Annotated in this window: 26 protein-coding genes and 2 tRNA genes; 14 read left to right on the top strand and 14 right to left on the bottom strand. The window is 58.2% G+C overall.

Annotated features, from left to right (window positions below; all coding sequences use genetic code 11):
* The first annotated feature begins 63 nt into the window (after positions 1-63).
* From RBB47_RS11685 to trxB, 3 genes are all read left to right on the top strand, one after another.
* Positions 64-594: a TRAP transporter small permease subunit gene (locus RBB47_RS11685; RefSeq protein WP_305985979.1), complete on the top strand. Its 531-nt coding sequence runs from the start codon at positions 64-66 to the stop codon at positions 592-594.
* Complete coding sequence (locus tag RBB47_RS11680; protein WP_305985978.1) at positions 584-1873, top strand: TRAP transporter large permease subunit; 1290 nt, start codon at positions 584-586, stop codon at positions 1871-1873. Before RBB47_RS11685 ends, RBB47_RS11680 begins: the two co-directional genes overlap by 11 nt.
* Before the next feature lie 83 nt (positions 1874-1956).
* Positions 1957-2901 (top strand): thioredoxin-disulfide reductase, encoded by a 945-nt coding sequence (gene trxB, locus RBB47_RS11675; RefSeq protein ID WP_305985977.1) that lies wholly within the window; start codon positions 1957-1959, stop codon positions 2899-2901.
* Between the two features lie 125 nt (positions 2902-3026).
* Here trxB and RBB47_RS11670 read toward each other — a convergent pair whose 3' ends face one another.
* From RBB47_RS11670 to RBB47_RS11630, 9 genes are all read right to left on the bottom strand, one after another.
* On the bottom strand, positions 3027-3410 hold the full coding sequence (locus RBB47_RS11670) for a nuclear transport factor 2 family protein (protein WP_305985976.1): 384 nt from the start codon (positions 3408-3410) through the stop codon (positions 3027-3029).
* 22 nt (positions 3411-3432) lie between these two features.
* Positions 3433-4878 carry an aldehyde dehydrogenase gene (locus tag RBB47_RS11665; protein ID WP_305985975.1) on the bottom strand — a complete coding sequence of 482 codons (1446 nt, stop codon included), beginning with the start codon at positions 4876-4878 and terminating at the stop codon, positions 3433-3435.
* A 22-nt stretch (positions 4879-4900) separates the two neighbouring features.
* Positions 4901-5680, bottom strand: a complete 780-nt coding sequence (locus tag RBB47_RS11660) for a coniferyl-alcohol dehydrogenase (protein WP_305985974.1) — start codon at positions 5678-5680, stop codon at positions 4901-4903.
* Positions 5673-6422, bottom strand: a complete 750-nt coding sequence (locus RBB47_RS11655) for an ABC transporter ATP-binding protein (protein ID WP_305985973.1) — start codon at positions 6420-6422, stop codon at positions 5673-5675. The genes RBB47_RS11660 and RBB47_RS11655 overlap by 8 nt, the downstream gene beginning before the upstream one ends.
* Complete coding sequence (locus RBB47_RS11650; protein WP_305985972.1) at positions 6422-7153, bottom strand: ABC transporter ATP-binding protein; 732 nt, start codon at positions 7151-7153, stop codon at positions 6422-6424. Before RBB47_RS11650 ends, RBB47_RS11655 begins: the two co-directional genes overlap by 1 nt.
* On the bottom strand, positions 7150-8076 hold the full coding sequence (locus RBB47_RS11645) for a branched-chain amino acid ABC transporter permease (protein WP_305985971.1): 927 nt from the start codon (positions 8074-8076) through the stop codon (positions 7150-7152). Before RBB47_RS11645 ends, RBB47_RS11650 begins: the two co-directional genes overlap by 4 nt.
* Complete coding sequence (locus tag RBB47_RS11640) at positions 8073-8936, bottom strand: branched-chain amino acid ABC transporter permease (protein ID WP_305985970.1); 864 nt, start codon at positions 8934-8936, stop codon at positions 8073-8075. Before RBB47_RS11640 ends, RBB47_RS11645 begins: the two co-directional genes overlap by 4 nt.
* A gap of 68 nt (positions 8937-9004) precedes the next feature.
* Positions 9005-10222 (bottom strand): amino acid ABC transporter substrate-binding protein, encoded by a 1218-nt coding sequence (locus RBB47_RS11635; RefSeq protein ID WP_305985969.1) that lies wholly within the window; start codon positions 10220-10222, stop codon positions 9005-9007.
* A gap of 32 nt (positions 10223-10254) precedes the next feature.
* Complete coding sequence (locus tag RBB47_RS11630) at positions 10255-11679, bottom strand: aldehyde dehydrogenase family protein (RefSeq protein ID WP_305985968.1); 1425 nt, start codon at positions 11677-11679, stop codon at positions 10255-10257.
* Between the two features lie 108 nt (positions 11680-11787).
* Between RBB47_RS11630 and RBB47_RS11625 the strand changes: the two genes are divergently transcribed.
* Together RBB47_RS11625 and RBB47_RS11620 are read left to right on the top strand one after the other, a co-directional pair.
* Positions 11788-12651 (top strand): helix-turn-helix domain-containing protein, encoded by an 864-nt coding sequence (locus RBB47_RS11625; RefSeq protein ID WP_305985967.1) that lies wholly within the window; start codon positions 11788-11790, stop codon positions 12649-12651.
* 103 nt (positions 12652-12754) lie between these two features.
* Positions 12755-14362, top strand: a complete 1608-nt coding sequence (locus RBB47_RS11620) for an FAD-dependent monooxygenase (RefSeq protein WP_305985966.1) — start codon at positions 12755-12757, stop codon at positions 14360-14362.
* Positions 14363-14383: 21 nt separating this feature from the next.
* Here the strand turns inward: RBB47_RS11620 and RBB47_RS11615 are convergent, their stop codons facing one another.
* The 3 genes from RBB47_RS11615 to RBB47_RS11605 all read right to left on the bottom strand — a co-directional run bounded on the left by RBB47_RS11615 (position 14384) and on the right by RBB47_RS11605 (position 16557).
* Entirely contained in the window at positions 14384-15181 is a 798-nt protein-coding gene (locus RBB47_RS11615; protein ID WP_305985965.1) for an SDR family NAD(P)-dependent oxidoreductase, read from the bottom strand.
* Complete coding sequence (locus RBB47_RS11610) at positions 15181-16161, bottom strand: LLM class oxidoreductase (protein WP_305985964.1); 981 nt, start codon at positions 16159-16161, stop codon at positions 15181-15183. Before RBB47_RS11610 ends, RBB47_RS11615 begins: the two co-directional genes overlap by 1 nt.
* Before the next feature lie 93 nt (positions 16162-16254).
* Complete coding sequence (locus RBB47_RS11605; protein ID WP_305985963.1) at positions 16255-16557, bottom strand: DUF1330 domain-containing protein; 303 nt, start codon at positions 16555-16557, stop codon at positions 16255-16257.
* 128 nt (positions 16558-16685) lie between these two features.
* Here RBB47_RS11605 and RBB47_RS11600 point away from each other — a divergent pair, with 128 nt between their 5' ends.
* The gene (locus RBB47_RS11600; RefSeq protein WP_305985962.1) at positions 16686-17594 is read left to right on the top strand and encodes a LysR family transcriptional regulator; all 909 of its coding nucleotides are present in this window, start codon (positions 16686-16688) and stop codon (positions 17592-17594) included.
* A 12-nt stretch (positions 17595-17606) separates the two neighbouring features.
* Here the strand turns inward: RBB47_RS11600 and RBB47_RS11595 are convergent, their stop codons facing one another.
* Positions 17607-18080, bottom strand: a complete 474-nt coding sequence (locus tag RBB47_RS11595; protein ID WP_305985961.1) for a DUF6428 family protein — start codon at positions 18078-18080, stop codon at positions 17607-17609.
* A 79-nt stretch (positions 18081-18159) separates the two neighbouring features.
* On the opposite strand from RBB47_RS11595, the gene RBB47_RS11590 reads away from it, so the two are divergent.
* Both RBB47_RS11590 and RBB47_RS11585 read left to right on the top strand, forming a co-directional pair.
* On the top strand, positions 18160-18486 hold the full coding sequence (locus RBB47_RS11590) for a helix-turn-helix transcriptional regulator (protein ID WP_305985960.1): 327 nt from the start codon (positions 18160-18162) through the stop codon (positions 18484-18486).
* 177 nt (positions 18487-18663) lie between these two features.
* The gene (locus tag RBB47_RS11585; protein WP_305985959.1) at positions 18664-19479 is read left to right on the top strand and encodes a universal stress protein; all 816 of its coding nucleotides are present in this window, start codon (positions 18664-18666) and stop codon (positions 19477-19479) included.
* A 358-nt stretch (positions 19480-19837) separates the two neighbouring features.
* Here the strand turns inward: RBB47_RS11585 and RBB47_RS11580 are convergent, their stop codons facing one another.
* A complete protein-coding gene (locus tag RBB47_RS11580) occupies positions 19838-20272 on the bottom strand; it encodes a ketosteroid isomerase-related protein (protein ID WP_305985958.1) in 435 nt (144 codons plus the stop codon).
* A 368-nt stretch (positions 20273-20640) separates the two neighbouring features.
* Between RBB47_RS11580 and RBB47_RS11575 the strand changes: the two genes are divergently transcribed.
* From RBB47_RS11575 to RBB47_RS11550, 6 genes are all read left to right on the top strand, one after another.
* A tRNA-Thr gene (locus tag RBB47_RS11575) sits at positions 20641-20716 on the top strand.
* A gap of 1 nt (position 20717) precedes the next feature.
* Positions 20718-20783 (top strand) — tRNA-OTHER (locus RBB47_RS11570).
* A gap of 468 nt (positions 20784-21251) precedes the next feature.
* A complete protein-coding gene (locus RBB47_RS11565; RefSeq protein WP_305985957.1) occupies positions 21252-22406 on the top strand; it encodes a slipin family protein in 1155 nt (384 codons plus the stop codon).
* Positions 22407-22603: 197 nt separating this feature from the next.
* Positions 22604-23155 carry an RNA 2'-phosphotransferase gene (locus RBB47_RS11560; RefSeq protein ID WP_305985956.1) on the top strand — a complete coding sequence of 184 codons (552 nt, stop codon included), beginning with the start codon at positions 22604-22606 and terminating at the stop codon, positions 23153-23155.
* Between the two features lie 196 nt (positions 23156-23351).
* Positions 23352-23960, top strand: a complete 609-nt coding sequence (locus tag RBB47_RS11555) for a cytochrome c oxidase assembly factor Coa1 family protein (RefSeq protein ID WP_305985955.1) — start codon at positions 23352-23354, stop codon at positions 23958-23960.
* A 134-nt stretch (positions 23961-24094) separates the two neighbouring features.
* Positions 24095-24751: M91 family zinc metallopeptidase (locus RBB47_RS11550; protein WP_305985954.1), on the top strand; the 657-nt coding region annotated here is incomplete at its 3' end.

The raw sequence follows: 24751 nt of genomic DNA, 5'->3' as shown, positions 1-24751 counted from the left end.
GGGCGCCTTCATAACGTGCCTCGCGCTCCACAGTGAACTATCGGCGATTTGGAGCTGAAAATCGTGGATCTGACCCTGATTGATCGATTGTCTCTTGGTGCCGGAAAGATTGCCGCGCTGATGATCGTGCCCGCAATTCTTGTGTCGGCCTACGAGGTCCTCGCCCGGTATGTTTTCAATGCCCCGACGAACTGGGTCTTCAATACCGCGGTTTCATTTGCGGCCATATCATTTGTTCTGGCAGGGCCCTATGTCCTGCAACAGCGGAAGCTGATCCGGGTCACGTTTTTGTATGACAGGTTGCCTCCAGCCGGCTGCAGGTTGGCAGACCTGCTCAGCTCGGCTCTTACGGTGCTCTGGGGGCTGACGCTCGCCTACGCTGCTTCAATCCAGGCCTATGAGGCGACTTACCGGTTCCGGGGCGGCGAATGGCGGCCGGAAACATTTCCCGGAACCTGGGACGTGCCCATTCCGGCAGCTCTTCGGGTGATCTTTGCGTTAGCCTGCCTTTTGTTCCTGGCGCAGGCAATTCTGGAGTTCAAGCGAACACTGTCGGCGCAAAGAAACGGGCGGAGTGGCCACGATGCCCATTGAGCTGATCTCCATACTGCTGTTTGGGTCGGTGATTGTGCTGATGTTGATCGGCGTACCGATCGGGGTTGCCACCGGCATCGTTGCCACGGTGTTCCTCTTCGATCCGGACAATTTGCAGCTTCTGGTGCTGATGTCAGGACGTATTTTCAGCTTCATCAACACCTATGTTCTGGTGTCGTTGCCATTCTTCATTTTCATGGCAACGCTCATGGAAAAAAGCGGCATTGCCGATGACCTGTTCAATGGAATGAGTCTTCTTGGAGGGGCGATGCCGGGCGGATTGGCGGTCATGACGATGATCGTCGCGGTCATTCTCGCTTCGATGACCGGCGTCATTGGCGGTGAGATCATGCTTTTGGGAATGCTGGCCCTGCCCCAATTGCTGCGGCACGGCTATGATGAGAACCTCGCGATCGGAACAATAGGCGCCGGCGGCTCGTTGGGCACAATGATCCCGCCAAGCATCAATCTCATCTTCTTTGGCCTCATTGCCAATGTCGCGGTTGGAGATCTCTTCAAGGCAGCCGTCGTCCCGGGCCTGCTGCTAGGATCTCTCTATATCCTTTACATCATGGGACGCTGCACAATTAATCCCAAACTCGGACCTCCCACAGGCCGCGAACGCCCTTCCCGTGGAGAGGTCCTCTCCATCCTTTTCCGCCTTGTGCCGCCACTGCTCGTCGGCGGCGGAGTGCTCGGAAGCATTTATCTGGGTATTGCCGCCGTTACCGAGGCAGCCGCGCTTGGGGCCGCAGCAATGATCGTGGTCACGGCGCTGCGTGGGCGGCTCAACTTTGAAACGCTCCGCAAGGCGTCGATGCAGACGATCGAAACTTCCGGGATCGTGCTTTGGCTCGTCTTTGGAGCAATTTCCCTGATTGGCGTCTACAATTTTCTCGGCGGAACGACGTTCATCGAGAAGCTCTATCTCGATTCCGACCTTTCACGGGCCGTCCTCATGGGCTCCATTTTAGTTATCTGGTGTCTTCTCGGCCTTTTCATGGACGGCACCTCGATCGCCCTTCTGACCGTTCCGGTGTTTGCGCCGATCGCCTCGGGCCTCGGCTATGACCTGATCTGGTTCGGCGTCATGTTCGCGATCGCCTGCCAGATCGGATACATGACACCGCCTCTGGGAACTGCGGCTTTTTATATGAAAACAGTAACCCCGCCGCATATAAAACTGGAGAAGATCTTCCGGTCCTATCTTCCTTTCGTCTGCATCCAGGTGCTTGTGCTGTGCGTTTTGTGGGCCCTGCCCTGGCTTGCGATGTATTAGCCCCACCATGCGTTTTCAGGTTCCGTGAAAGCCATGCCCAGCGAAGGCAAATCAACAACGCGATTTGAGAGGCGTATGCGGTCATGACGAGCGTCAAACACACAAAGCTGCTGATCATTGGATCCGGCCCGGCAGGATACACGGCTGGCATTTATGCAAGCCGTGCGATGTTGGAGCCAATCTTGGTTCAGGGTCACGAATCCGGTGGTCAACTTGCAACCACGACAGATGTGGAAAATTGGCCAGGAGATACCTCCGTCCAGGGGCCTGACCTGATGGTCCGGATGGAGGCCCACTGCAAGGAAACGGGTTGTGAAGTGGTAACTGACCACATAACCCGCCTTGATTTGTCCACCCGCCCTTTTACGGCACAGTCCGAAGGCGGCCTCAGCCTGAGCGCCGATGCGGTCATTCTGTCGACAGGTGCGACGGCAAATTGGCTTGGACTTCCCTCAGAGGAGAAATTCAAGGGCTTTGGCGTATCAGCATGTGCCACCTGCGACGGTTTCTTTTTTCGCGGACAGGATGTCGTGGTTGTCGGAGGCGGGAACACAGCAGTTGAAGAGGCTTTATTTCTGACGAACTTTGCATCCAGGGTGACCTTGATCCACCGGCGCGACAAGCTCCGGGCGGAAAAGGTTCTTCAGGACCGGCTGTTCAAGAACGGGAAAATTAACGTTCTCTGGAACCACACCCTTGAAGAAGTGACCGGTCAGGAGACACCTCTCGGTGTGACCGGGGTGAAAGTCAGGGACGCGACCACCCAAAAGGTGCGTGCACTGGATTGCCAGGGCGTGTTTGTCGCGATCGGACACTCACCGGCGACAGAATTGTTCAAAAACTCCATAGAGTTATTGGACAGCGGTTATGTGAAACTGACGGGGAACGGCACCGAAACATCGGTTCCCGGTGTCTTTGCAGCAGGCGACCTGACCGACAGTGTCTATCGGCAAGCTGTAACAAGCGCGGGCATGGGCTGTATGGCCGCTCTTGACGCGGAACGATATCTTTCCGAGATCAACACATGACCTCCGAAGTTGCGTCTGGCGCGTCTACGAGGAAGCAGCCATACAACCGGCGCTGAGACGATTGACGGTCGCCCACTGGCCTCTCATCGGTGCCTTCGTGTAACCCCCACCCCGTATCTGCACCTTCAGAACATGCCGTTGTCGTTCTTGCTGGTGGCGGGCAGTTCCTGGAGTACGTCCCAGTGTTCGACAATCTTGCCGTTCTCGTCCAGCCGGAAGATGTCGATACCGGCGTATTCCAGGCCTTCCGGCCAGATCTGGTGGCAGTGCAGGACAACGTGATTGCCCTCCGCAAATGCCCGTTTGATCACGACCCTCTTGCCCGGATACCCGGCTGCCATTTCTTCGAAATAGGCAATGAAAGCCTCCTTGCCGTCGCCGACATGCGGATTGTGCTGAATGTAGTCCGCGCCGGCATAGGTCTCGATGGCTTCACGTGGGCGGCAGTCGTTGAACATCATTTCATAAAACGCGGTAACGTTCTGCTTGTTCTGCTCAAGATCGCTCATGGGAAATCCCTTCTGTGCTGAATTAGAACGGATAGTGCTGGTGCGGGTCTTCAATCGTGACCCAGCGGATCGAGGTGAACGAGTCGACGCCTGCCCTGCCGCCGAAGCGGCCGTAACCGGAGTCCTTTACGCCGCCAAACGGCATCTGGGCTTCGTCTCCGACGGTCGGACCGTTGATGTGGCAGATGCCGCTTTCGATCCGGTCAGCGACGTAACGTGCCCGCTGGATGTCAGAGCTGTAGACAGCGGCGGAGAGCCCATACTCGGTGTCGTTGGCTACACGTATTGCCTCGTCATCGTCTGCAACCCGGATGATCGATTTCACCGGACCGAAGCTCTCTTCGGCGTAGATGCGCATGTCCGGCGTGACGTTGTCGATCAGCGTCGCCTCCACAATGGCGCCGTCTCGTTTGCCGCCGGCGACGACATGGCCGCCCTTGGCAGTCGCATCCTCCATGAGCGCGTCCATTTTTTCGGCAGCTTCCCGCGTCACGAGAGACCCGAGCACCACCTTTTCACGCGGATTGCCTGCGGGAAGCGCTGCCGCTTTCGCCGCCAGGGCTTCAACGAACTTTTCGGCTATGCCCTGGTGGACAATGATCCGTTCCGTCGACATGCAGATCTGGCCCTGGTTCATGAAGGCGCCAAAGGCGGCACCATTCACAGCGCCGTCCAGATCGGCATCGTCCAGAACGACCATGGGTGCCTTTCCACCCAGTTCCAAAAGAACAGGCTTGAGATGTGTTGCCGCCTTCTGGGCAATAATCCGGCCGACGGACGTCGAGCCCGTGAAATTGATGTGCCTGACCTCCGGCGCACTGATCAGTGCCGAAACCACATCGGCGGCATCTTCCGGGGCATTGGTGACGACGTTCAGAACGCCATCGGGAAACCCGGCGCGGCGGAAGGCTTCGCCGATTGCAAGATGGGTCGCCGGGCACAGTTCCGATGCTTTCAGGATCGCGGTGTTCCCGCAGGCGATCGCCATCGCGATGGCACGCACGCCAAGAATGACCGGAGCATTCCACGGGGCGATGCCGAGACAGACACCAAGCGGTTTTCGCTGCGCCATTGCCAATGTGCCGGGCTTGTTGGCAGGGATGACCTCACCGGTGATCTGAGTTGTCATCGACGCCGCCTCGCGCAACATGCCCGCACCGAGCATGCAGTTGAAGCCGATCCAGGGTGCCGTCGCGCCCGTTTCTGCGGTCGCGGTACTGGTAATTTCCGGAGCCATAGCATCCAGTGCGTCGGCCGCCTTGAGCAGCAGACTGCGTCGCAGGGCTGGAGCGGTCGCCGACCACTCCGGATAGGCTTTGCCGGCTGCCCCGGCGGCCGTCCTTGCGTCTTCGACTGAAGCTGCCGGAGCAATGGTTGCGACGTCCCCGGTCACAGGATCGTGCCGTTCGAAGGTTCGGTTTTCGCGCGCGGAAACGTCGGCGCCACCAATCAGCATGGAAATTTTCATTTTGATCTCTTCATGTCTTGGCTCAGGTGAGCCCGTTGGATGTGGCGTCGATATGGGCGCGCATGCCGCCGTCGGCTGCGATGTTGGCCCCGCGCAGCCAGACAGACCCGTTACCGAGCAGAAACACCACCACCGGCGCGATATCGGCGGGCGTTCCGGGACGGTCCATGATTTTCATGTCCTCCTCCGCGCGCTCGCCGAGCGTCTCCAGGAAGTCTTTCAGGATCGGAGTGTTGACCGGGCCGGGACTGACGGCGTTCATTCGAATACCGCGGTCGCGCCACACCCAGCGCAATTCATGCGTCCAGGCAACCAGCGCCTGTTTCGTGAAGAAATAGCTATTGTCCGGCGTGATGTTGTTCGCGTCACAGAATTCCGAAACACCGGCATAGCTCAGCTCGTCTGCGGCCTTGATCCGGTCGACCGCGCCTTCCCAGCCTATACCCGCGAGCGAGGCGAGGTTCACGATGGAAGCGTTGTCGGCAAGGTGTTGCACAAGGCCAAGCGTCAGCTTTTTCAACGCGACGAGATTGGCGGTTACGACCACTTCGGGCGGTGCTGTCGGCGGTACGCCCGCAATATTGGCAAGGCCGTCGGCGTTGACCGGCTTCAGGGTCTCGATCAATGCATCGACGGCTGCTTCATCCGTCAGGTCCACCTTGTGAAACGCATCGACATCGACGCGTGGCTCGTCGCGGTCAACGGCGATGACCTCGGCACCCCCGGCTTTCAACTGTCTGGCAGTCTCTTCGCCGATGCCCGATGCTGCACCGGTGACAATGATCTTCTTGCCTTCAACCATCTTCGCCTCCTTGAGATCGGTTTTCTGAACCAGCACCACCACCCAGATAGGCCGCCTGCACGGCGGGATCGGTCAACATCGCTGCTGCGGTGTTCTCGCCGGTGATCTCTCCGTTTTCGATCAGGTATCCTCGGTCGGCGATGGCCAGACTTTGCTTGGCGTTCTGTTCGACCAGGAGCACGCCCATGCCTGTCTCCCGGATATGCGACAGGTTTTCGAACAGCTCCTTGCACAGGAGTGGTGACAGTCCCAGGGACGGTTCGTCCAGCATCAGGATTTCCGGATTTGCCATCATCGCCCGGCCGATTGCCACCATCTGCTGCTCACCGCCCGACATCGTCCGTGCCAGCTGGCTCTTGCGCTCCTTGAGCTTGGGGAAGAGTTCCAGGACCCAGTCCAGATTCTTCGTCTTGCCGCGCCTGCCCCTTTCCGAATAGGCGCCCAGCATCAGGTTCTCCCAAACGGTCAGATCGCCGAATATGCCCCTGCCTTCGGGTACAAACGCGATCCCGGCCTCCACGATCTCATCCGATTTGCGAGTCAGGATATCCTTGCCGCTGAGGTCGATGCGGCCACCGGTCTGGCCTTCACAAATGCCGGCAACGCTGCGCAACAAGGTGCTTTTCCCGGCTCCGTTTGCGCCGAGCATGACAACGATCTCACCCGCGGAAACGTTGAGGGAAACGTCGCCGAGGGCCCGATGCAGGCCGTAAGAAACCGTCAGATTGGAAATTGTCAGCATCAGTCGTCTCCCAGGTAAGCCCGGATGACATCCGGGTCTGAAAGGACGTCTGCGGGCGTGCCTTCGGCGATCTTCACCCCCGAGTTCATCACGATGCAGCGGTCGCAGAGGGAACGGATTGCGTCCATCACATGCTCAACGAGGATGATGGTGCGGCCTTCCCTGCGCAGATTTGCGATCAGCTCGATACCGATCTGAAGCTCGCTGGGGTTCAGGCCGGCGAGCCATTCATCGAGCAGCAGGATTTCCGGCTCCGCCGCAAGTGCTCTGGCAAGCTCAAGCCGCTTCTGGTCGATGTAAGTCAGCGACCCGATACCGAGGTCCTTCTTGTCTCCCAATTCAAGCCGGTCAAGGAGTGCCGCAGCAAAGGATTCCGCTTCCGCGCCCCATCGCGGTTTATGGGCAAACGCCGCGCCGGCAACAACGTTTTCGATCACGGTCAGCTGCGGCAGAATACGGACAAGCTGAAACGTCCGGGCAACGCCGAAACGGGCAATCTTGTGCGGCGGCAGCGGCGTCAGGTCGTGCCCCTCCAGAACAATTGATCCGCTGGTTGCCTTCAACGCCCCGGAGATCAGATTCATGGTCGTCGACTTGCCCGAACCGTTCGGCCCGATGATGCCCATCACCTCGTGTTCCTGCACGTCGAAGGAGAGCCCGTTGACCGCCACCAATCCGCCAAACCGCTTGGTGAGATCATTTACTTTCAGGATCGTGTCACCCGGTGTCATTTGCGGATCCTCCCGGTGACGGTTTCAAATGCACCCACGAATCCGTTCGGAATGAGATAGACGATCAGCAAGAAGGTCAGGCCGAGGAAGAGTGTGGTCGAGGCCGGAAACGAGATGGTGATGGCTTCCCAGATGAGGGTGAACGGGATCACGCCAAGCAACGGCCCCCAAAGACGGTGCACACCGCCAAGAAGCGCCATGATCACGACCAGGAAACTGAGCTGCGGTGAAAAGACGACATTGGGTTCAATGTAAGAGTAACGCGGTGCGACAATCGCTCCGACCAGGGCTGCAAAGAAGCCTGTCGTCATGAACAGGATGACCTTCGACCACGCCGTATTGATGCCGACATGCCTGGCGACTTCCTCGTCGTTTCCGATGATCCGCAGCGCGAAACCGAGCCGTGACCGGTTGACCCACCAGCCGGAGAAGAAAACCACCGCCGCGACGGTCAGAAGCATCCAGTAGATATGAGCTTCCGTGAAATCGGTCAGAACATAAAGACCGCGCGAGCCGAGGAAATTGTTCTGAACCCACGAGACGAGGTTGCGGATCATCTCAGACAGGCCGAGCGTGAAGATGACGAAGTAAACGCCCTTCAACCGCAGTGTCGCCAGACCGATCAGCAAAGCCAGGACCGTCGCAACCAAGGGCGCGATCAGCGCCATTGTCCAGAAGCCCTGGTCATAGTCGCTCATGCCGGACCCGACCAGATAACCGCCGATCCCGAAGAAGGCACCTGTCGACAGCGCAATCAGGTGGGTCGGTCCGGAAAAGAGTGCCCAGCTCGTGGACAGGGCAATGTACATCATTGCCGTTGTCGCGATCGACAGCCAGTAGCCGTCGGAAAAGAAGGGGGCCGACGCAGCAGCCAGAACGCAGACGGCGCCGAGTGCCAGTTTACCCGTTTCAGCCGACGTCATGAGGACCGCCTCCCGAACAGTCCCTGCGGCCGGAACAGCAGCACCGCGAGAAAGATGACATAGGCGGATGCAAGCGTCAGGCCGGGATCGATGATTGTCGCAACCGCGGTCTCCACAAGGCCAAGGATCAGCGCCGCAATCACCGCACCGCGGATGTCACCGACACCTCCCATGATCATGATGATCAGCGCCTTCATGGTGAAAATCACACCAACGGATGCATCCAATGTGATGAAGGTGGAAATCAGCGTACCGCCGACCGCCGTCACTGCGCCCCCGAGTGCAAACGCCATCGCCGAGACTTTGTCGACATTGATGCCCACAAGCCCCGCAGCCTCCGTGCTCACGGAGACAGCACGCACAGCCGTGCCCGCATAGGTGTGGTTGAGCCAGTAGTAGAGTGCAAAGCCGATAGCGGCCGCCGCCAGAAAGGCGATAAACCTGTTGAGGGCAACCGTGCTGCCGAGGATCGAGAAGGGATCGGCCAGGTAAGAATAGGTGAAATACTCGCCGTGGATCGAAACCATAATGCCAACCAGCGCAAAGCTCATACCGAATGTCGCCAGGATCGAGTCGACTTCCAGCTGTCCCGTTGACTTTGCGCGCCTGACAAGCGGCAGCAAAAGGTAGCGGTAGATCAGCCAGTTGCCTGCGAAGGCCAGTGGCGCGACGACGAAGGCCGTCAGAAGTGGACTGACGGCAGCGGTAGTGAACAGCCAGAAGGCCGCCAGACCGCCGAGAACCAGCATCTCGCCATTGGCAAGATTCATGATGCGCGCAACGCCGTATTGAAGATTGAGCCCCATAGCCATGAGGGCATAGGTCCCGCCCAGGAGCAGTCCCGAAATGAGGATGTCCATTTGAATATCTGCCTGAAGATTGAGGAGCCGCCCGGCATCAGGGCACCGGGCGGGTAGACAGGAAGGCCTTAGTTCCAGCCTTCCTTTGCAACTGCCGGAACCGAGTCGCCCATTCCCGTGTCAGCCACGGCCCGGAAGACGCCGTCGCGCCACTGGCCGACCGACCAGTATCTCTCCGAGTTGTTGTTGTCGTCGAAGGAAACAGTCCCGATCACCGTGTCGAAGCTGTTGTTCTTGATGTAGTCGACGGTCGCAGCGCGATCGATTGTGCCGACATTCTCGATCGCCTGTTCGAGGATCTGCAGACTGGCGTAGTAAGTCGCAGACGCCCAGTAATCGGCTTCCTTGCCCGTCACCTCCTTATGCGCCTTGCGGTACTCCTGCATTGCGGGTGTGTCGGGGTTCACGCCGCCGGCGCCGAGGTTGCCCTCAATCTTCGAGCCGAATTTATCCGCATAAGCCGGGAAGCATGTGGCAACAGCGGTATAGAACGCTCTCACGTCGAGACCTTCAATGATCGCCTGTTCCGTCAGGGCGAACGTGTCGGGAGGATAGGACCAGGCGACGAAAGCGTCCGGTTCTGCAGCCTTGGCGCCCTTTACCACTGGTGAAATGTCTGGTGTGCCGAGCGGGTAGGACTTGTCGTAGACGATCTCGAAACCCGCCTCGGAGAGAATTGGACGCGCCTTGTCCGCAAGTTCGATACCGAACGCATCGGCCACGTTCACCATGGCGATCTTGTTGCCGATGGTGCCGTCGTCGCGCATCTTGACCAGCGTATCGCGAACACCTTCAACAAAGCCTGTCGTCGTGCCGAGCGTGAAGAACATGTTCGGGAAACGCTTGGAAAGCTCCGGGATCTTGTCGGTGATCGCGCTCACTGCGATCAGCGGATACTCATATTTCGCGTAGATCGGCGCGGCAGCAATATTGAACCCTGTGCCGTAGGGCGAGAGCATGAAATCGACCTTGTCCTGGGTCGCAAGACGCTGCACTGCCTTGATGTGTTCGGCGGGATCGGTCTTGTCGTCATAGGTGATGATCTCAACCGGCCGCTGGCCACCGTCGACCTTCAGTCCTCCGCGATCGTTCACCTGTTTGGCCCAGAGCTCGATGTTCGGCGTGTGGGTGACAGCTTCACCGCCGGCCAATGGCCCGGTCAGATGCGAGACAACGCCAATCTTGATCGGTTCGGCGGCAAGCGCGGTGGTTGTCAGCAGCATGGACAATCCGACCGCAGCACCTGCGCCCATAACAAGTGAGCGGCGTTTGATCTCTAAGGTCATTTGGTTTCCTCCCGTTTTCCGCAAGCAGACGTTTATCCGTCTGCTGCAGCGCTGGAGATCCAGCGCAGTTCCGTGAATTCATGAATGGCCCAGCGGCCGCCGAACCGGCCGTACCCGCTGGATTTGACGCCTCCGAAGGGCGCATGGGGATTGTCGTCGACCGTGCAGCGGTTGATGTGGCAAATGCCGCTATGCACCTGGCTCGCTACGGCTTCCGCGCGGTCTCGATCCGAACTGAAAACAGCACTCGCGAGGCCGTACTCGCCGTCGTTAGCGACCGTCACGGCTTCAAGGTCATTTGCAACCCGCGTGACCGACAGGACCGGACCGAACAGTTCCTCCCGATAGATCCGCATGTCCGGTTCGACACCGTCCAGAAGCGTCGGCTCCAGGTAACAGTCTCTGACACGGCCACCGCCAACCAGATGAGCGCCTTTTGAAACAGCATCGCTGATGAGACCGGACAGTCTTTCGGCGGCCGCAAGGCTGATCACAGGGCCGACCTTCGTCTCCGCGATGTTTGGATCGCCATGCCGAAGGTTTTTCCGCCCCGCTTCGATCCGCTCGACAAGCTGATCGGCAACCGCATCGTCGACGATCAGCCGCTCTGTCGACATGCAGATCTGGCCCTGGTTGAGATAGGCCCCCTTGAGTGCCGCGGCCGCGGCCAGTTCGACATCTGCATCGTCCAGGACAAGCATCGTCGACTGCCCGCCAAGCTCCAGCAAAGGCCGCTTCAGATGCTTCGCGCACAATTCCGCCACCAGCCGCCCTACGCGGGTCGAACCGGTAAAATTCACGCGGCGGACGACCGGCGAGGCTATCAGAGCTTCGACGATCTCTTCGCTGTCTTCGGCTCGGGTCAGAATGACCCGCGCAACGTCTTCAGGTATGCCAGATGCCTGCAACACCTCCCCTAGAAGCCGGAAGACGCGGGGCGCGAATTCGCTGCCCTTCAGCAGAACCGTGTTGCCGCAGAGGAGCGGCGCAGCGACCGACCGAATACCGAGGATCAGCGGTGCGTTCCAAGGAGAAATACCAAGGCAGACACCACAGGGAACCCGGGTTGCTTTGCTGACGACGCCGCGGTCTTCATGGACCGCCTCGACCCGTTCTGTTTCATCGGCATAGGTTGCGACCTGACGCAGCATGTCAGCCGCAAACCTGACATTCTCGTGGCACCAGTCCTGCGGCGCGCCGATTTCATCGATCATTGCCGAAGAAAAGTCCTCGCGTCGTCTTTCAAGAACATCGGCAGCTTCGATGAGATATTTCGCCCGTTCCGAAGCTCGTTTTGCGGACCAGCCGGGGAACGCCGACGCCGCCCTCGCGGCGAAGTTCAGGCATGTCGATTTGTCGTGTGCGCGTTCGATGCTCACGACACGTCTGCTTACCGGGCTCACACGTTCGATGACCGGTTCATTCTCAGAAACTGGCGCTTGACTGGTGACTGCCATTTCGTTTCCGGGTCTTGCCCGGCCTCCCTTGCTCTCTATTATCGATTGCGACAAAATACATTAAATGCTCATTTCTGGGCATTTGTTGTTAGATTTTTGGAAAACTGAATGAAAAACGATTACGCGAGCGCACAGACCGAACGGGAAGCCCTTCACAAACGGTCGCTGAGGCTTCGCATTCCGGAGACAAATTCAACGCTCTTGTTTCTGGAACAGGGTGAACTCGGCATTGAGGGTGTCGAGCAGCAACTGTCGGGTCCGGCACTGTGCTATTGGCCGCCGCTCGAGCGCCCGATCCTTCATCTGAATGCAGGAGCGCGCGCCACCATCCTTGGCCTGAGCGATACAAGCGTTCTCGATGCGATCGGAGCGCGCGCGGAATCGGTCCATTTGCGCATGCTTGTCGAGCAGTCTTTCGAAGTGAGGCTCCAGGATGGACCGGTGCTCCAGCAGGTCCAGACATTGATGGATTGGTTTGGCGCCGAGCTGGAGGATGCCGAACGGCAGTCGCCCATGTCGCTTGCGGCATATCTGCGACTGCTACTGATTATCGCGCTTCGCATTCACCAGCCTGATCCGGGGCAAAAGTCCGGTGAGCCAACAGGCCTTTTGAGCCGATTCCGGCATTTGGTGGAACTGCATTACCGCGACCATTGGAAGGTTGCGAGATACGCGGAAGAACTGAACATCGACTACGACAGGCTCAACAGGATCTGCAAGCGGGAGACCGGGCGCAGCCCTGCGGAACTTGTCCATGAGCGCCTGACCGCTGAGGCAAAAGCCCGGCTGGAGAAATCGGGTGCGCCGCTCAAGAAGATAGCCGCGGACCTCGGCTTTGCCGACGCCACCCGCTTCAGCCACTTTTTCAAACGCCGCACCGACATGTCGCCAGGGGCTTACCGCGCCATCGTTTCAAGACCGGACAGCCAGGACATCTCGGAGCTGAAGCGTGAATTTTCAGACTGGCCTTAGGCAGGTCCCTTCTTCGGGGCGCGCGGTTAGGATCACCCCTCCGCCAAGCAGGATGTTTCCAATCTGACCGAGAAAGGGTCTAATGACGCTGGGAGGAGACACCATGGACACGGTATTGGTTGTCGGCGGAAGAACCACTGGCCTGATGATGGCTGCCGAACTGGCAAGGCGCGGTGTACCCACGAGGTGCATCGACAAATCGCCCGGAATTGATCCCCATGTCAGGGCAAACCTTATTCATTCGCGCACGCTGGAAATCTTCCAGGGCCTCGGGCTCGACGAAAAAGCAACGGTGGGGTCTGTTCCCGAAATCGGCCTTGCCTTTTATCGCGACGGTGCCCGCTTCGGCGAAAGCCCCCATGCGCCGGTGGACTCACCGTTTCCCTTCGGCATGTCGCAATCGCAGGCGCATACCGAGGCCACTTTGGAAACCCATCTGAACAGCCTGGGCGTCGAAGTGGAGCGCAACGTGTCCCTCACCGCCTTGTCACAGGATGAAGACGGCGTCACCGTCACCCTCCAGCGTGACGGCGCTGGGCAGGAAACCGGCCGTTTTCAATGGGTGATCGCCTGCGATGGTGCGCACAGCTCAGTCCGCCACTTCGTCGGCCTGGACTTTCCCGGCGAAGCCGACGGCATTCCCTACATCCTTGGAGACGTCTTGATCGATGGCGACGACGATCTGGAAGCAGACAAGGGACACATCTTTTTTCACGACAGCGGCGAACTCTATGTGTTCACGCGGCTCCCGGGCAACAGGCATTTCATTGTCGCAACCCTGAATAAGGATGCTGAAACCGGGGGCGCAGCGTCCTTGGAGGAGCTCCAGGCCATTGTCACCGAAAGGAGCGGGCCTACCCTTCGTTTGCACGATCCGCATTGGCTGGGATTTTTCAGGATCAGCTACCGGCTTGTACCGCACTACCGTGAGGACAGGGTCTTCCTTGCAGGTGATGCTGCGCATGTTCACAGCCTGCTCGCTGGCCAGGGTATGAACACCGGCATCCAGGATACACACAATCTGGCCTGGAAACTGGCGCTCGTCGCGAAGCAGAAAGCTTCCGCCGACCTCTTGGACAGCTATGAAAGTGAACGCCGGATTGTCGCCAACGAAGTCGTGGAAACGACTCGGAAAATCACGAACATGATGGAGAGCTACGCGAACCTGTCTAAGGAGGAGCGGGACACGTTTGTCGCCAACCTGTTCACGCCGGAGGCAGCGAAAAAAGACGCCGCCCGCCATTTACAGGAACTCGATCTCGACTACGGTGCAAGCCCGCTCAGCCTGTCGCTCGACGATGACTTCGGGGGCGGTCCTGCGCCTGGAACGCGGGCACCCGACGCGGAGGGCCTTGCTGTCAACAACGAAGCCACGAGCTTGTTCAAACTGCCTGCAGACGACCAGTTCAGGCTGCTTCTCTTTTGTGGTGTTTCGAACGACGCTCCGGCAGCCGACATTCAAAGAGCTGCGGATATCTCAAAACGCTTCGCGTCCTGGCTGAAGCCTTACGTCGTGAGCACAAAACAGACCAGCGGTCCTTTTGCAGACCACGACGTGATTGTCGACGGGCAAGGAAAGATGCATCGCAACTTTGCTGCAGACAGACCATGCATCTATCTTCTCAGACCTGACGGTTACGTCGCCTATCGCAGCAAAGATCTGGCGAGTGTCGCCACATATTTCGAGCATCTGGGAATGTTCAGGGCGTGAGCAGACACCTTGGTGTTCAGCTCACCCCACAATTTCATCCACCGCTCGAACCAGCGCGCTCACCTTGTCGTCATCCAGCCCATCCGAATGCGGATTTGCGAAACGGCCACTGTCGTTATCGAAATACTTGCCATGCGCGGAAGCGAATTCGTCGGACAGCGCGGCACGCATCAGGATGTCGACGCCAATCCCGAGATCATTACCGGCAAGGCCAAAGCCTTCCTTGACCATTTTGCTGGCGAGCAGTGAACCCGGATTGACCGCGACAACGACCGGTCCCTGCGCGCCCAATTCCGCTGACAGATGTCGCGACCACATGGTCAGCGCCAGTTTGCTTTGCGCATAAGCGTCCATCGCGGAAAGACGAAGCTTTCCTGCGAGTGCCTGAAGGTTGACCGGAGCCTGCGCAGCAGACGACAGGTTCACCACCCGGCCCGAGGCGTCCATCAGCGGCAGCAACTCGCGCGTGAGCAAAACCGGCGCCAGAAGATTGACGACAAAACGAATGTCGAGACCTTCCTGTGTCACCTCGTTCGGAGCGCGCAGTATCCCCGCATTGTTGATCAGGACATCAAGCCCTGAATGACGGGACTTGATCTCCTCAGCCATTCGGCCGACATCGCCGAGCCTTGAAAAGTCCGCTTGATACGTCTCCACGTCGCCGCTTGCACGCGTTGCCAGCAGCTCCGCTTTTGCGCTTTCAAGTTTTCCGGCGTTGCGGCCGTGCAACAGAACAAAATGTCCCTGGTCATGCAGTGCTTTTGCGGTTTCAAGACCGATACCGTCAGTCGCACCAGTCACCAATATTGTCTTTGACATCACGGGTTTTCCTGTCCTTGAAAGTCCGGCAGAAGTTCTTCGGAGAGCCGGTTCAGAGTGGTTTCGATATTTGCGTGGTTGAACCGCAAATTCAGAGCAACATGATTGACACCGATGGCCTCGAGCCCTTTCAGATAGCTGCGCAGAGCGTTGATACCCAAACGAAAACCCAGGTGGATCGGCTGCACCGGAGCATCGGCTGTGTCCGCCAGATCAATGTACAAAGGCTGCATTACCGGCTTGTCAAAAGAGCCTTCCGCCCGGACTTTGCTCCTGTAGTCGGAAATGGCCTTCTCCTGGAAGCTCACCTGGCGCGGATACGTCATCCAGCCATCACCGTTTGCAGCAATCCAGCCCGGGTCCTGCTGGCTGCCACCGGTGATCAGCATCGGCAGCTTGCCCGCAATCGGCTTTGGCAGCATGTCCATCCCGCCGCTCGGTGCGCCCTGCCCGCTTTTGAAATCCGGCTGCTGTTCGGCCATGTGGCGGATGTAATCGAAGCTGTCGCGAAAACGGGGGCCCCGGTACTCGAAGGACATGTTGAGAGCAGGATATTCCTCGGGCCGGTCGCCCGAGGCAACACCCAGAAGCAACCGGCCGCCGGACAGCACATCCGCGCTTGCTGCCGCCTTTGCCACATGCGCCGGATGACGGAGCGGCAGGATGATGCTGGCGACACCAAGCGCGATCGACCGGGTTCCGGCCGCGAGATAACCAAGGTAGACGAACGGGTCGAACATCTGTCCTGCATCCCCAAAGGACGGCACATTGAAGGGCACGTCGCGCAGCCAGACCGACGAAAAGCCAAGGCGCTCGGCAAGCTGGACGCGCTCCAGGTGGCGCTGCATTTCCGGCACGGCACTTGAACTGTAATTCTCAAGCGGCACCACCAGACCAAGTGTCAGCCGGCCCGGCTGAAATACGGAATTGTAGCCTCGATTGATCTGCTCGAAGCCAGGGGTCTGCACACGCGTTAGCATTTCATCCTCTCGCCGTCGCCATTCCACGGCTAAATCGGGTATCCGAAAACCGTCCCGCAACACACGGGACGGTCATTGGTCAACTTCAGCCGTTCAGGCGAGATCGTCCTTGCCTTCGATAAGGAAGTGGAAGCTGTTTGACCCGGCGGTCCGGGCTTTCAGATGCGGGCCGTATTCGGCGTCGTTCATGAAGTTGACCGCAGCCTCGCGCGACGGCCATTCAATCACGATGCGAAGCGCGGCTTCGTCTGTGCTGCCTTCCAGCTGTTCGTGCGACGACGTGCGCGCCAGGTATTTGCCGCCGTACTGCGCGACAAGCCTGTTGGCCGGAGCGATATAGTCTGCGATCCAGTCCTCAGTGGTCGGGGTAACTGCAAGAACCGAGTAGTATGCCATGTCATAAGTTCCTCTTTGCTGATCCGGGCCGCTGTGTTTCGCAGCGTCGAACCGCAAAATAAGAATCTTGAAATTCGATATAAATACGCAAATCATGAGTTCAAAATTCGGATTTTGGATATAATCAAATGGACACTGACAGCTTGCGCCTCTTTGTACTGGCGGCTGAAAAGCTCAACATCAGCGCCGCCGGACGGGATCTGGGAATGCCTCCTGCCGTGGCAAGCAGCCGCTTAGCCAAGCTTGAGCAAAGCCTTGGGTCCGACCTGTTGCATCGCTCGACGCGTAAAGTTTCCCTGTCGACGGAGGGCGAGGAGTTTTTGCCCTTCGCAAGGGAAATGCTCGCACAGGAAGACGCTGCCCGCGCCGCACTCGGCCTCACCCGTCCGCAGGCAACCGGTACGCTCAGATTTGCCGCATCGAGCACCTTCGCACAGCTTTACATTGTCCCATTGCTGCCGGAGTTTCTGGACCGGTATCCGGGCATCAGCCTCGACCTGAAACTATCCGACACCCGCTTCGACCTGATCGAGGGGAGCTTCGATCTTGCTCTTCGAAACTCCGCCATCGAGGACAGCAGCCTCAAAGGGCGAAAGCTGGCCAGGGATACGCGCATTCTGTGTGCGTCACCTGTCTACCTTGCCAGACGCGGAACGCCACAATCACCGTCCGATCTCAACGGCCATGACCTGATCGCGTTTCAAAGCAAGGCACCGAGGCAACTTGTCGGCAAGGACGGAGAAGTTGCGCAATTCGACCCGCGAGACGCGCAATGCCGGCTCGTCACTGATGATGGCCGGTCCCTGAAACTCGCCACCCTTGCGGGCGCGGGCATTTCCATGAACTCGCTCTGGAACATTCACGCTGAACTTCAGGAAGGGTCACTGGTACGCGTCCTGCCCGAATACGAGGTGGACGACCAGTCGGTCCTGTGGCTGGTCTATCCGAAATCCAACGTGCTGACCGCAAAAGTGCGCGTCTTCATAGATTTCCTGCTAGAGAAAATCGGCAGGTCTCCAGTCTGGGAAAAAACCTGATCCGAGGCTCTTTCAACCGCAACACGCGGCAGCCGCACCTGAGCCGCAACAGCGGGCGACTTCGTTTGCCGCCGCATAGTCCAGAGCTGGTTTGCAGTTCGCGCGCGTTTCGGTGAGGGCGACTTCGACCTGCCCGCTCAGCAGCTCCGGCAGTTCAATGTCGTAAAGACGCATACCCTTGTTTCCGTGTGCAAATTCCACATGCACGGGACAGTCGCCGAGCCCTTTCACCCTGGCAATGCTCTGGTTGAGAATTGCAGCAAATTTGCCAACCGGCATATGACCTCCACCGTTCCCGTCCAGGAGCTGCAACGCAGCCTCGGTCCACGCGGCAAGCCTGCCGCCGCAGTCAATGCTGCTGATCTGCGCCAGTTTCAGCTCGGTTACATGATAGCCATCGCCGATTGCACCCTCCTCCGTCCGGAACACGAGAGGCAGATCGGAAGGCAAAGCTTGCAGGGTTTCAAGCAGGGATAGAGGTGTCATCGGCGCAGCCTTTCATTTCAAATAATCTTGAAATATATTAAATGCACAATCCAGCACTCATTTCAAGAGAGTTTGAAATATGAATGAAACCGGCGCTCTTGCAGCCTTTTCCTCGATCTCCAGCGCAACGCGCCTGCGCATCCTCAAACGCCTGGTGGAAGCTGGCAGCGAGGGTCTTTCCGCAGGCGACATCGCGTTGGCGGTCGACGCGACGCCATCACGCGCTTCCTTTCATCTGTCGAACATGTCCGACGCGGGACTTGTCGTCTCCAGCAGGTCGGCACGTCAGATTACCTACCGGATCGACTTTGAAACAGTCGGCGCCCTGATGCGCTATCTCCTGAATGACTGCTGCAAGAACAATGCAACCGTCATGGCCTGCTGCATGCCCGCTGGTAAATGTTGAGAAGCACAGGGAAAAATCCGGAAAAGATGCCAGAAACGAAAGGCTTGATCCGAAAACGGGTATCGTGAAACTGTAGGCCTTCAATTGGAAAGCGCCAATTGATCGACCGCAATGCCATCGGCATTGGGTCGGGCATAGTGCGCCTTCTGATCCTGATACCGCTGCCGGAGAGAACAGATGGCCTGTAAATCAATATTGTGCGCCTATAGCGGAGAAGCCGCGCGAGGCAGCGGACTCAGACATGCAATCAAGATCGCAAAACACCACGATGCGCATCTCACCGGAGTGTTGCGTCACGGCAGAGCTCTGATCGAACAGAAGTTCGGTTTTCAGGTACCTCAGTCACTTCTTTCCACCCTCATGGAAATTGACAACAAACAAATCAAGGAAGTCGAGGAACGCTTCACCAACATGGTGTCGGAGGCAGGTCTTGCAGGAAGCTTCGAATTTGTTGATCTGATCACCGAGAAGGATGGATCACTGTCCGAATTCGCGCGCGGGTTCGATCTCGTCGTGACGGGTGTGCATTCGAACCTTGCCAACGAGGCGCATATGTCAGCCTATCCCGACATGATCGCCCTGCGGAGCGGCAGGCCCGTGCTGGTCGTGCCGGACGGTTACACGGCCGACGGTCTTGCCGAAAGAGCAGTTGTCGCCTGGGACGGCAAGCGCTCCGCTGCCCGCGCCATCGGCGATGCCATGGACATCCTGTCTGAAAAGGTCTCTGTCACCCTTCTGACCGTGGGCGATGAACTGCGCGGGACCGAGCGCATGGTCCGCAACATGGAGCGGCACGGCATCACCGTCGAGGCCAAGTCGGTCAAACGCCAGGGCAGCATAGCCAACACGCTCATTTCGCATGCAAAGGAAGCCGATGCGCGCCTGATCGTCATGGGCGCCTACGAACACAGCAAGTTCAGCCACGACCTGATCGGCGGCGTCACCACCGACGTCATCCGAGACACACCTGTTCCGGTTTTCATGGCGCATTAGGTGAACCCCTTGGCTTGAGGCGCAACGCGCCGCGAAGCCTCGAGAGATAGGTCGCGAACTCTGGAGCCAGCCGCCCATCCTTCGAGACAGCGCTCTGCGCTTCCTCAGGATGAGGTAGGTTGGATTGAAGTTGAAAGACCTGAACTGAACGGAATGGTCTATTCGGACAAAGGGACGAAGCCGAAAGCCAATCTGGGATCCGGATCGGTCCCTAGCATTTGCTGCATTCGCCTGGAAAGGCAACGACCAGCTTTACCACAGTCTCCAACCTCATCCTGAGGAGAACCGAAAGGGTCGTCTCGAAGGATGGCGTCATGCGATGCGTTTCCAGCTCAAAATTGTGTTCTCAAGGCCAGCCTCAGCCCACCGCCTCGTCACCGCCTTCGCCCTTCACCTGGTCAATCCAGTTCTGGAGATTGTAGTAGGTGGTAATGCGGGAGATCTGGCCGTTGCGGATCTCGAAGAAGCTGCCTGCGGGCAACTTGTAGGTCTGACCGTTCGCGGGCGGCAAGCCCTCGTCGGTGCCGATATAGGTCCCGTGGACGATGAACTCCGCTGCCGCGCGCGTCCCTTCCTCATTGACGAAGAGTACGATGTCCGACAGCCGCTCCTTGTAGCAGCGGGTCATGTGCACGTTGAAGGACCAGAACTTGTCCTTGCCGTGCCGGCGTTCTCCCTGGTTGACATCGTGGACCAGATCCTCGGTGACAAGGCTTTCCATCTTCTTGGTGTCGCCCGCGTTGAAGGCGGCAAAATAAGTGTCGATCAGAAAGCGGGACTGCTTGTTCGGCATGACATCTCGCGAGGCTTGATTTGCAACTGGGCGGCGAGTGTGCCTTTCGCGTAAGTCTCGCGCAAGGGCCGCGAGGCGCGCTGGTTTACAAAGTGTTCCGGACGGTTGACCGGCAGGGCGCGTTTCACCGCCCATCAAATCACCACGAATTCGCATAGTTGCAAATTAGCAACATAAAGTGATCTTTTTGCACCAACTTTGTTGCGTCATGAAATTGTCACTTGAACTTGACGGTCAATCTGCAGTATCACCCTGCCACCGATCAGGAGACTGGCGCAGACGTCAACGGTCAGGCTGTTTTTTGCCGCCCGCGTGATCCGGCCCTGCCGACTTCACGTCCGGATGCTGCTCTGTCGTATCGGTTGCCAGCGCGTGTAGCTCAGCAGGTAGAGCATCGGGCATGTTGCCCGAAGGTCACAGGTTCGACTCCTGTCATGTGTTCCACGGATAGCTCAGTTTGGTTAGAGCATCGGATTTCACTTCGACTGTCGTGGGTTCGATTCCCACTCCAAAACCGGCCTGCCAAGCCGAACTGGCCTCTTAAGCCAGCAGCTTTGAACGCTGATTAAAATTTGGGATTTGAAGGGAGCTTGCAGACGCAGGCCGGCTCTTTTCGCCTTCGGGTGGAAAAACCGGACCGCCGACGCCAGGCGCCCTCGCCCGGTCCCTGGTCAAGACCGCGCCGCGCATTAGCCGGTACCGCCCGTTTTCGAATGAGCGCGCCCCGCCAATCCGCCGCAAGGCCCTCTGGGCAGGAACCCGTCGGGAGCCCTCGTGCTCTCTTCAGGTCTCTTGAAATCAAAACGGGAGCAATTCTGCAGACGGGAACGGGGTTTCGGTCAGAAATTGCACCACGACATCACGTTTTTCACCCCGGGGGGCTCAAAATAGAGCGCTCCGGATTCCACTCACCCCCAACCGAACATCAACCTGAAGAAAGGACAGCCAAGTGCCTTAGAGCCATGGAAGGACTATTGAAATGACGACTTTTCTCGAAAGAATCCGCGGGCGGACCCGCGTTATAGTTTCCGAAAACGAAAGGGCGCTTCACCTCGTTAAAGGTAAGCTCCAGGGCATCCTCGGGCCGGGTGAGCACAGCCTTAAGACTGGGCGCGGCACACTGGTGATCGAGCGTCAGTCGCTGGCGACCCCCGAGTTCCGGTCCGGTTATGAGAAAGCGCTTTTCGATAAGCTTCCCGACGTGGCTGAAAAGCACCTGACTGTCGTCAGGACGAAGCCCGGAGAGGTCGCCGTCGTCGAACGGGACGGCCGTGTCTACACTGTTCTGGTTCCCGACCAGCGTCTTGTCCTTTGGACCGACGCAGGTCCGTGGACGTCTGAACTGGTCGACACCCAGGCTGAACCGCAGCTTTCCCAGAAGCTGATGCGCCGGCTTGGCGATGCCAAGCAGACACAGCAGTTCGTGATCGTACCGGTCACCGAAGGCAGCGTTGCGCTGCTCTTCGTTGACGGTGTCCTTGAGCGGACGCTGAACGCCGGTATTCACGCTTTCTGGAAGGCAGGCCGCACGGTTACCCAGCGGCTCATCGACCTGAAGCGGCAGAGCCTTGACGTCACCGGTCAGGAGGTCCTGACCCTCGACCGCGTCACCATCCGGATCAACCTGTCCGCGGAATTCCGTGTGGTCGATCCGGTCAAGGCGGCGCAGGAAGTGAAGGACTTCACCGACACGCTGCACCGGGCCCTGCAGATGGTGTTCCGCAAGCAGCTCGGTGCACTGAAGCTTGACCAGATCCTTGAACGAAAGGGTGAGGTCAATGCGGAAGCAACGGCGAAGATCAAGGCCGACATGGCCACGATCGGGATCGAGGTCTCCGATATCGTTCTGAAGGACGTGATCCTGCCGGGCGAAATGCGTGAGATCCTCAACAAGGTGGTGACGGCTGAAAAGGAAGCCGAAGCCAACGTGATCCGCCGCCGTGAAGAAACGAACGCAACCCGTTCGCTTCTGAACACCGCCAAGGTCATGGCCGATAACCCGGTCATGCTGCGGCTGAAGGAACTGGAAGCGCTGGAGTCGATCGCCGGCAAGGTGGACCGCCTGACGGTCCACAACGGAACCGGAGGCCTGATGAACGACCTCGTCAGGCTGCGCGAGGACAGTGTGGACTAAAACTGAACGGCGCGGGGCACCCTGCGCCGTTCTCATTTTCTAGGACCTTTGCAACCAGCCGGCCCGGCCTTGAGCCGGAGCCCTCAAACCACGCTTTTGGCCGCCCCGGCCCCGAGCCGGGGCCAGCTCAAGGTTTGGTCCGAAGGTCCCGGCCCAAGGCCGGGACGGCGCTATTGCAAAAAAATTGAACGACAAGAATGAGTACTGACAAAACAATTTCAAAACAGATGTCCTTCTGGCTCCGGCACCGGCCGGACGATGCCGGATTGACACTAACCGAGAGTGGCTGGACCGATGTGAGCGCCCTCCTTGAGGCGCTTCATCGAAAGGGTCTTGTGTGCGATATCGAACGCCTCCATGCGGTCATTGCCGAAAATGACAAGCAGCGGTTCGAGCTCTCTGCCGACGGCCGGTCCATACGTGCAAGGCAAGGCCACTCACTCCAGATCGAGCTCGGGCTGATCCCGGTAACGCCTCCCGAAAGTCTCTTTCACGGAACTGCCGAGCGGTTTCTGCCTTCGATCCTGAGCGAAGGCCTGAAGCCGATGAAACGGCATCATGTTCATCTGTCGGCGGATCGCGAAACCGCCACCAGGGTTGGACGGCGACACGGGAAACCCGTCGTCTTGCTCGTAAAGTCCGGCGAAATGGCCCTGAACGGGTACACATTCTACCGAACGGACAACAATGTCTGGCTCACCGATTGGGTTCCCGTGACATTCCTTTCAGAACAATCGCGCAACGTGTGACGCACCGGCATTGACTGGAGAAACGGCTCGGCGGAGACTTGACCCAAGATTTTTCAAAAGACCGGATTTTCCATGAGATTTCCTGCAACCTGTGTTGCCTGATGTTTCAAGTTTTTTGAGCCGGATTGGAGCTTTCCCGAACGTCCAAACAAAGAATTGGTTTGACGGACTTTTTTTGTTTTTTAAGGAGAGAATTTTGAGCAAGGAACCTTTGAACACCCCCGCTGAATTGCCTGCCGAATTTGATCGCTGGAACTGGGGCGCATTTCTGCTGAACTGGATTTGGGGCATCGGCAACAGCGTCTTCATTGCGTTGCTGATGTTTGTTCCGCTTGTGAACATCGTGATGATTTTCGTTCTGGGTGCGCGCGGCAGCCGTTGGGCCTGGCGAAACCGTACCTGGCGTGACCTGGACCATTTTCGCAGCACGCAACGCAAATGGGCGATTGCCGGATTTGTCGTCCTCGGGTTCTTCTTTCTTCTGACGGTTGGCATTGTTTTCTTGGTGCAGTCCGTAATCAAGGGATCTGACGCCTACCAATTGACAATGGAACAGCTTCAATCAAATCCCGTCGTCGCGGAACAACTTGGTGACAATATTGTCGCCGGATGGTTTGTCGCGGGAAGCATTTCATATTCAGGCGGAGGCACCGGAGAGGCATCACTCTCCATTCCTGTTGAAGGTGACCTTGGCAGCGCCAGAGCCTTTTCCTATTCGACGCTGGAAAACGGCAACTGGACTGTCCGCCAGCTCAATCTGACATTGGACAAAGGTGGTTCGGCGATCGACGTGCTTCGCCAGTGAAACTCGTCGAACTGGTCTTTTTGGGCACAGCATCGGCAGCCGGGCAATCACTCAAAGTGTGACGCAGCGGCATTGACTGAAAGCACATCTCGGCAGACACTTTTCGCAAGATTTTTTGAAAAGCTGGTTTTTCCATGAGATTTCCTGCAGCCCGGATTATTTTCGATAGCCATATCTGCCCGATGACCTTCGGGTTCCCAGTTCCTATTGTCTGGAAGGGCGCATGGACCGTTTGGACCGGCAAGATGCCTCAGGCACGCGTTACCGACCTGTGCCTTTGCCTGGGTCCTCCGCCTCCAATCGGAGGCGATCCGATCATAACTGGCGCCTGGACGGTCCTGGTTGAGAAACTGCCAGCCGCCCGAATGACGGATCTGACCTTGAAAGGCGGATCGATCGTCACGGGGCTGCCCAATGTGCTTATCGGCACTCAGGGCGGCGGTGGAGGTGGCGGCGGCGCTGGAGGAGGAGCGGGTGCCGGACCCGGCCCGGTCGGCACGACCAACGTCGGCCCGTCCATCCAGATCCAGGGCACCGAAGAGTTCAGGGAAAAGACCGTTCAGGCGCTTGCCAAGATCGCGCAGACGCCGTCAGGCGCAAAACTCTTGAACGATATGCATCGCTCCGGCAAGACCATCACGATTGTTGAAACCAGCGGCGGGAACCAGGTCACCGGCTTCAATAACAACGGCATGGTCGATTCAAGCGGCAACCCGGGATCGGGATGCGATACCACAGTGCATTACAATCCCAACCGCACGAGTTACGGCACCACCCACCCCTGGCAGACC

Origin of the sequence: Roseibium sp. MMSF_3544, assembly GCF_030732845.1 — a bacterium.
Taxonomy (GTDB): domain Bacteria; phylum Pseudomonadota; class Alphaproteobacteria; order Rhizobiales; family Stappiaceae; genus Roseibium.
The sequence above is the reverse complement of the archived record's forward strand: the minus strand, read 5'-3'. Positions and strand labels throughout refer to the sequence as shown.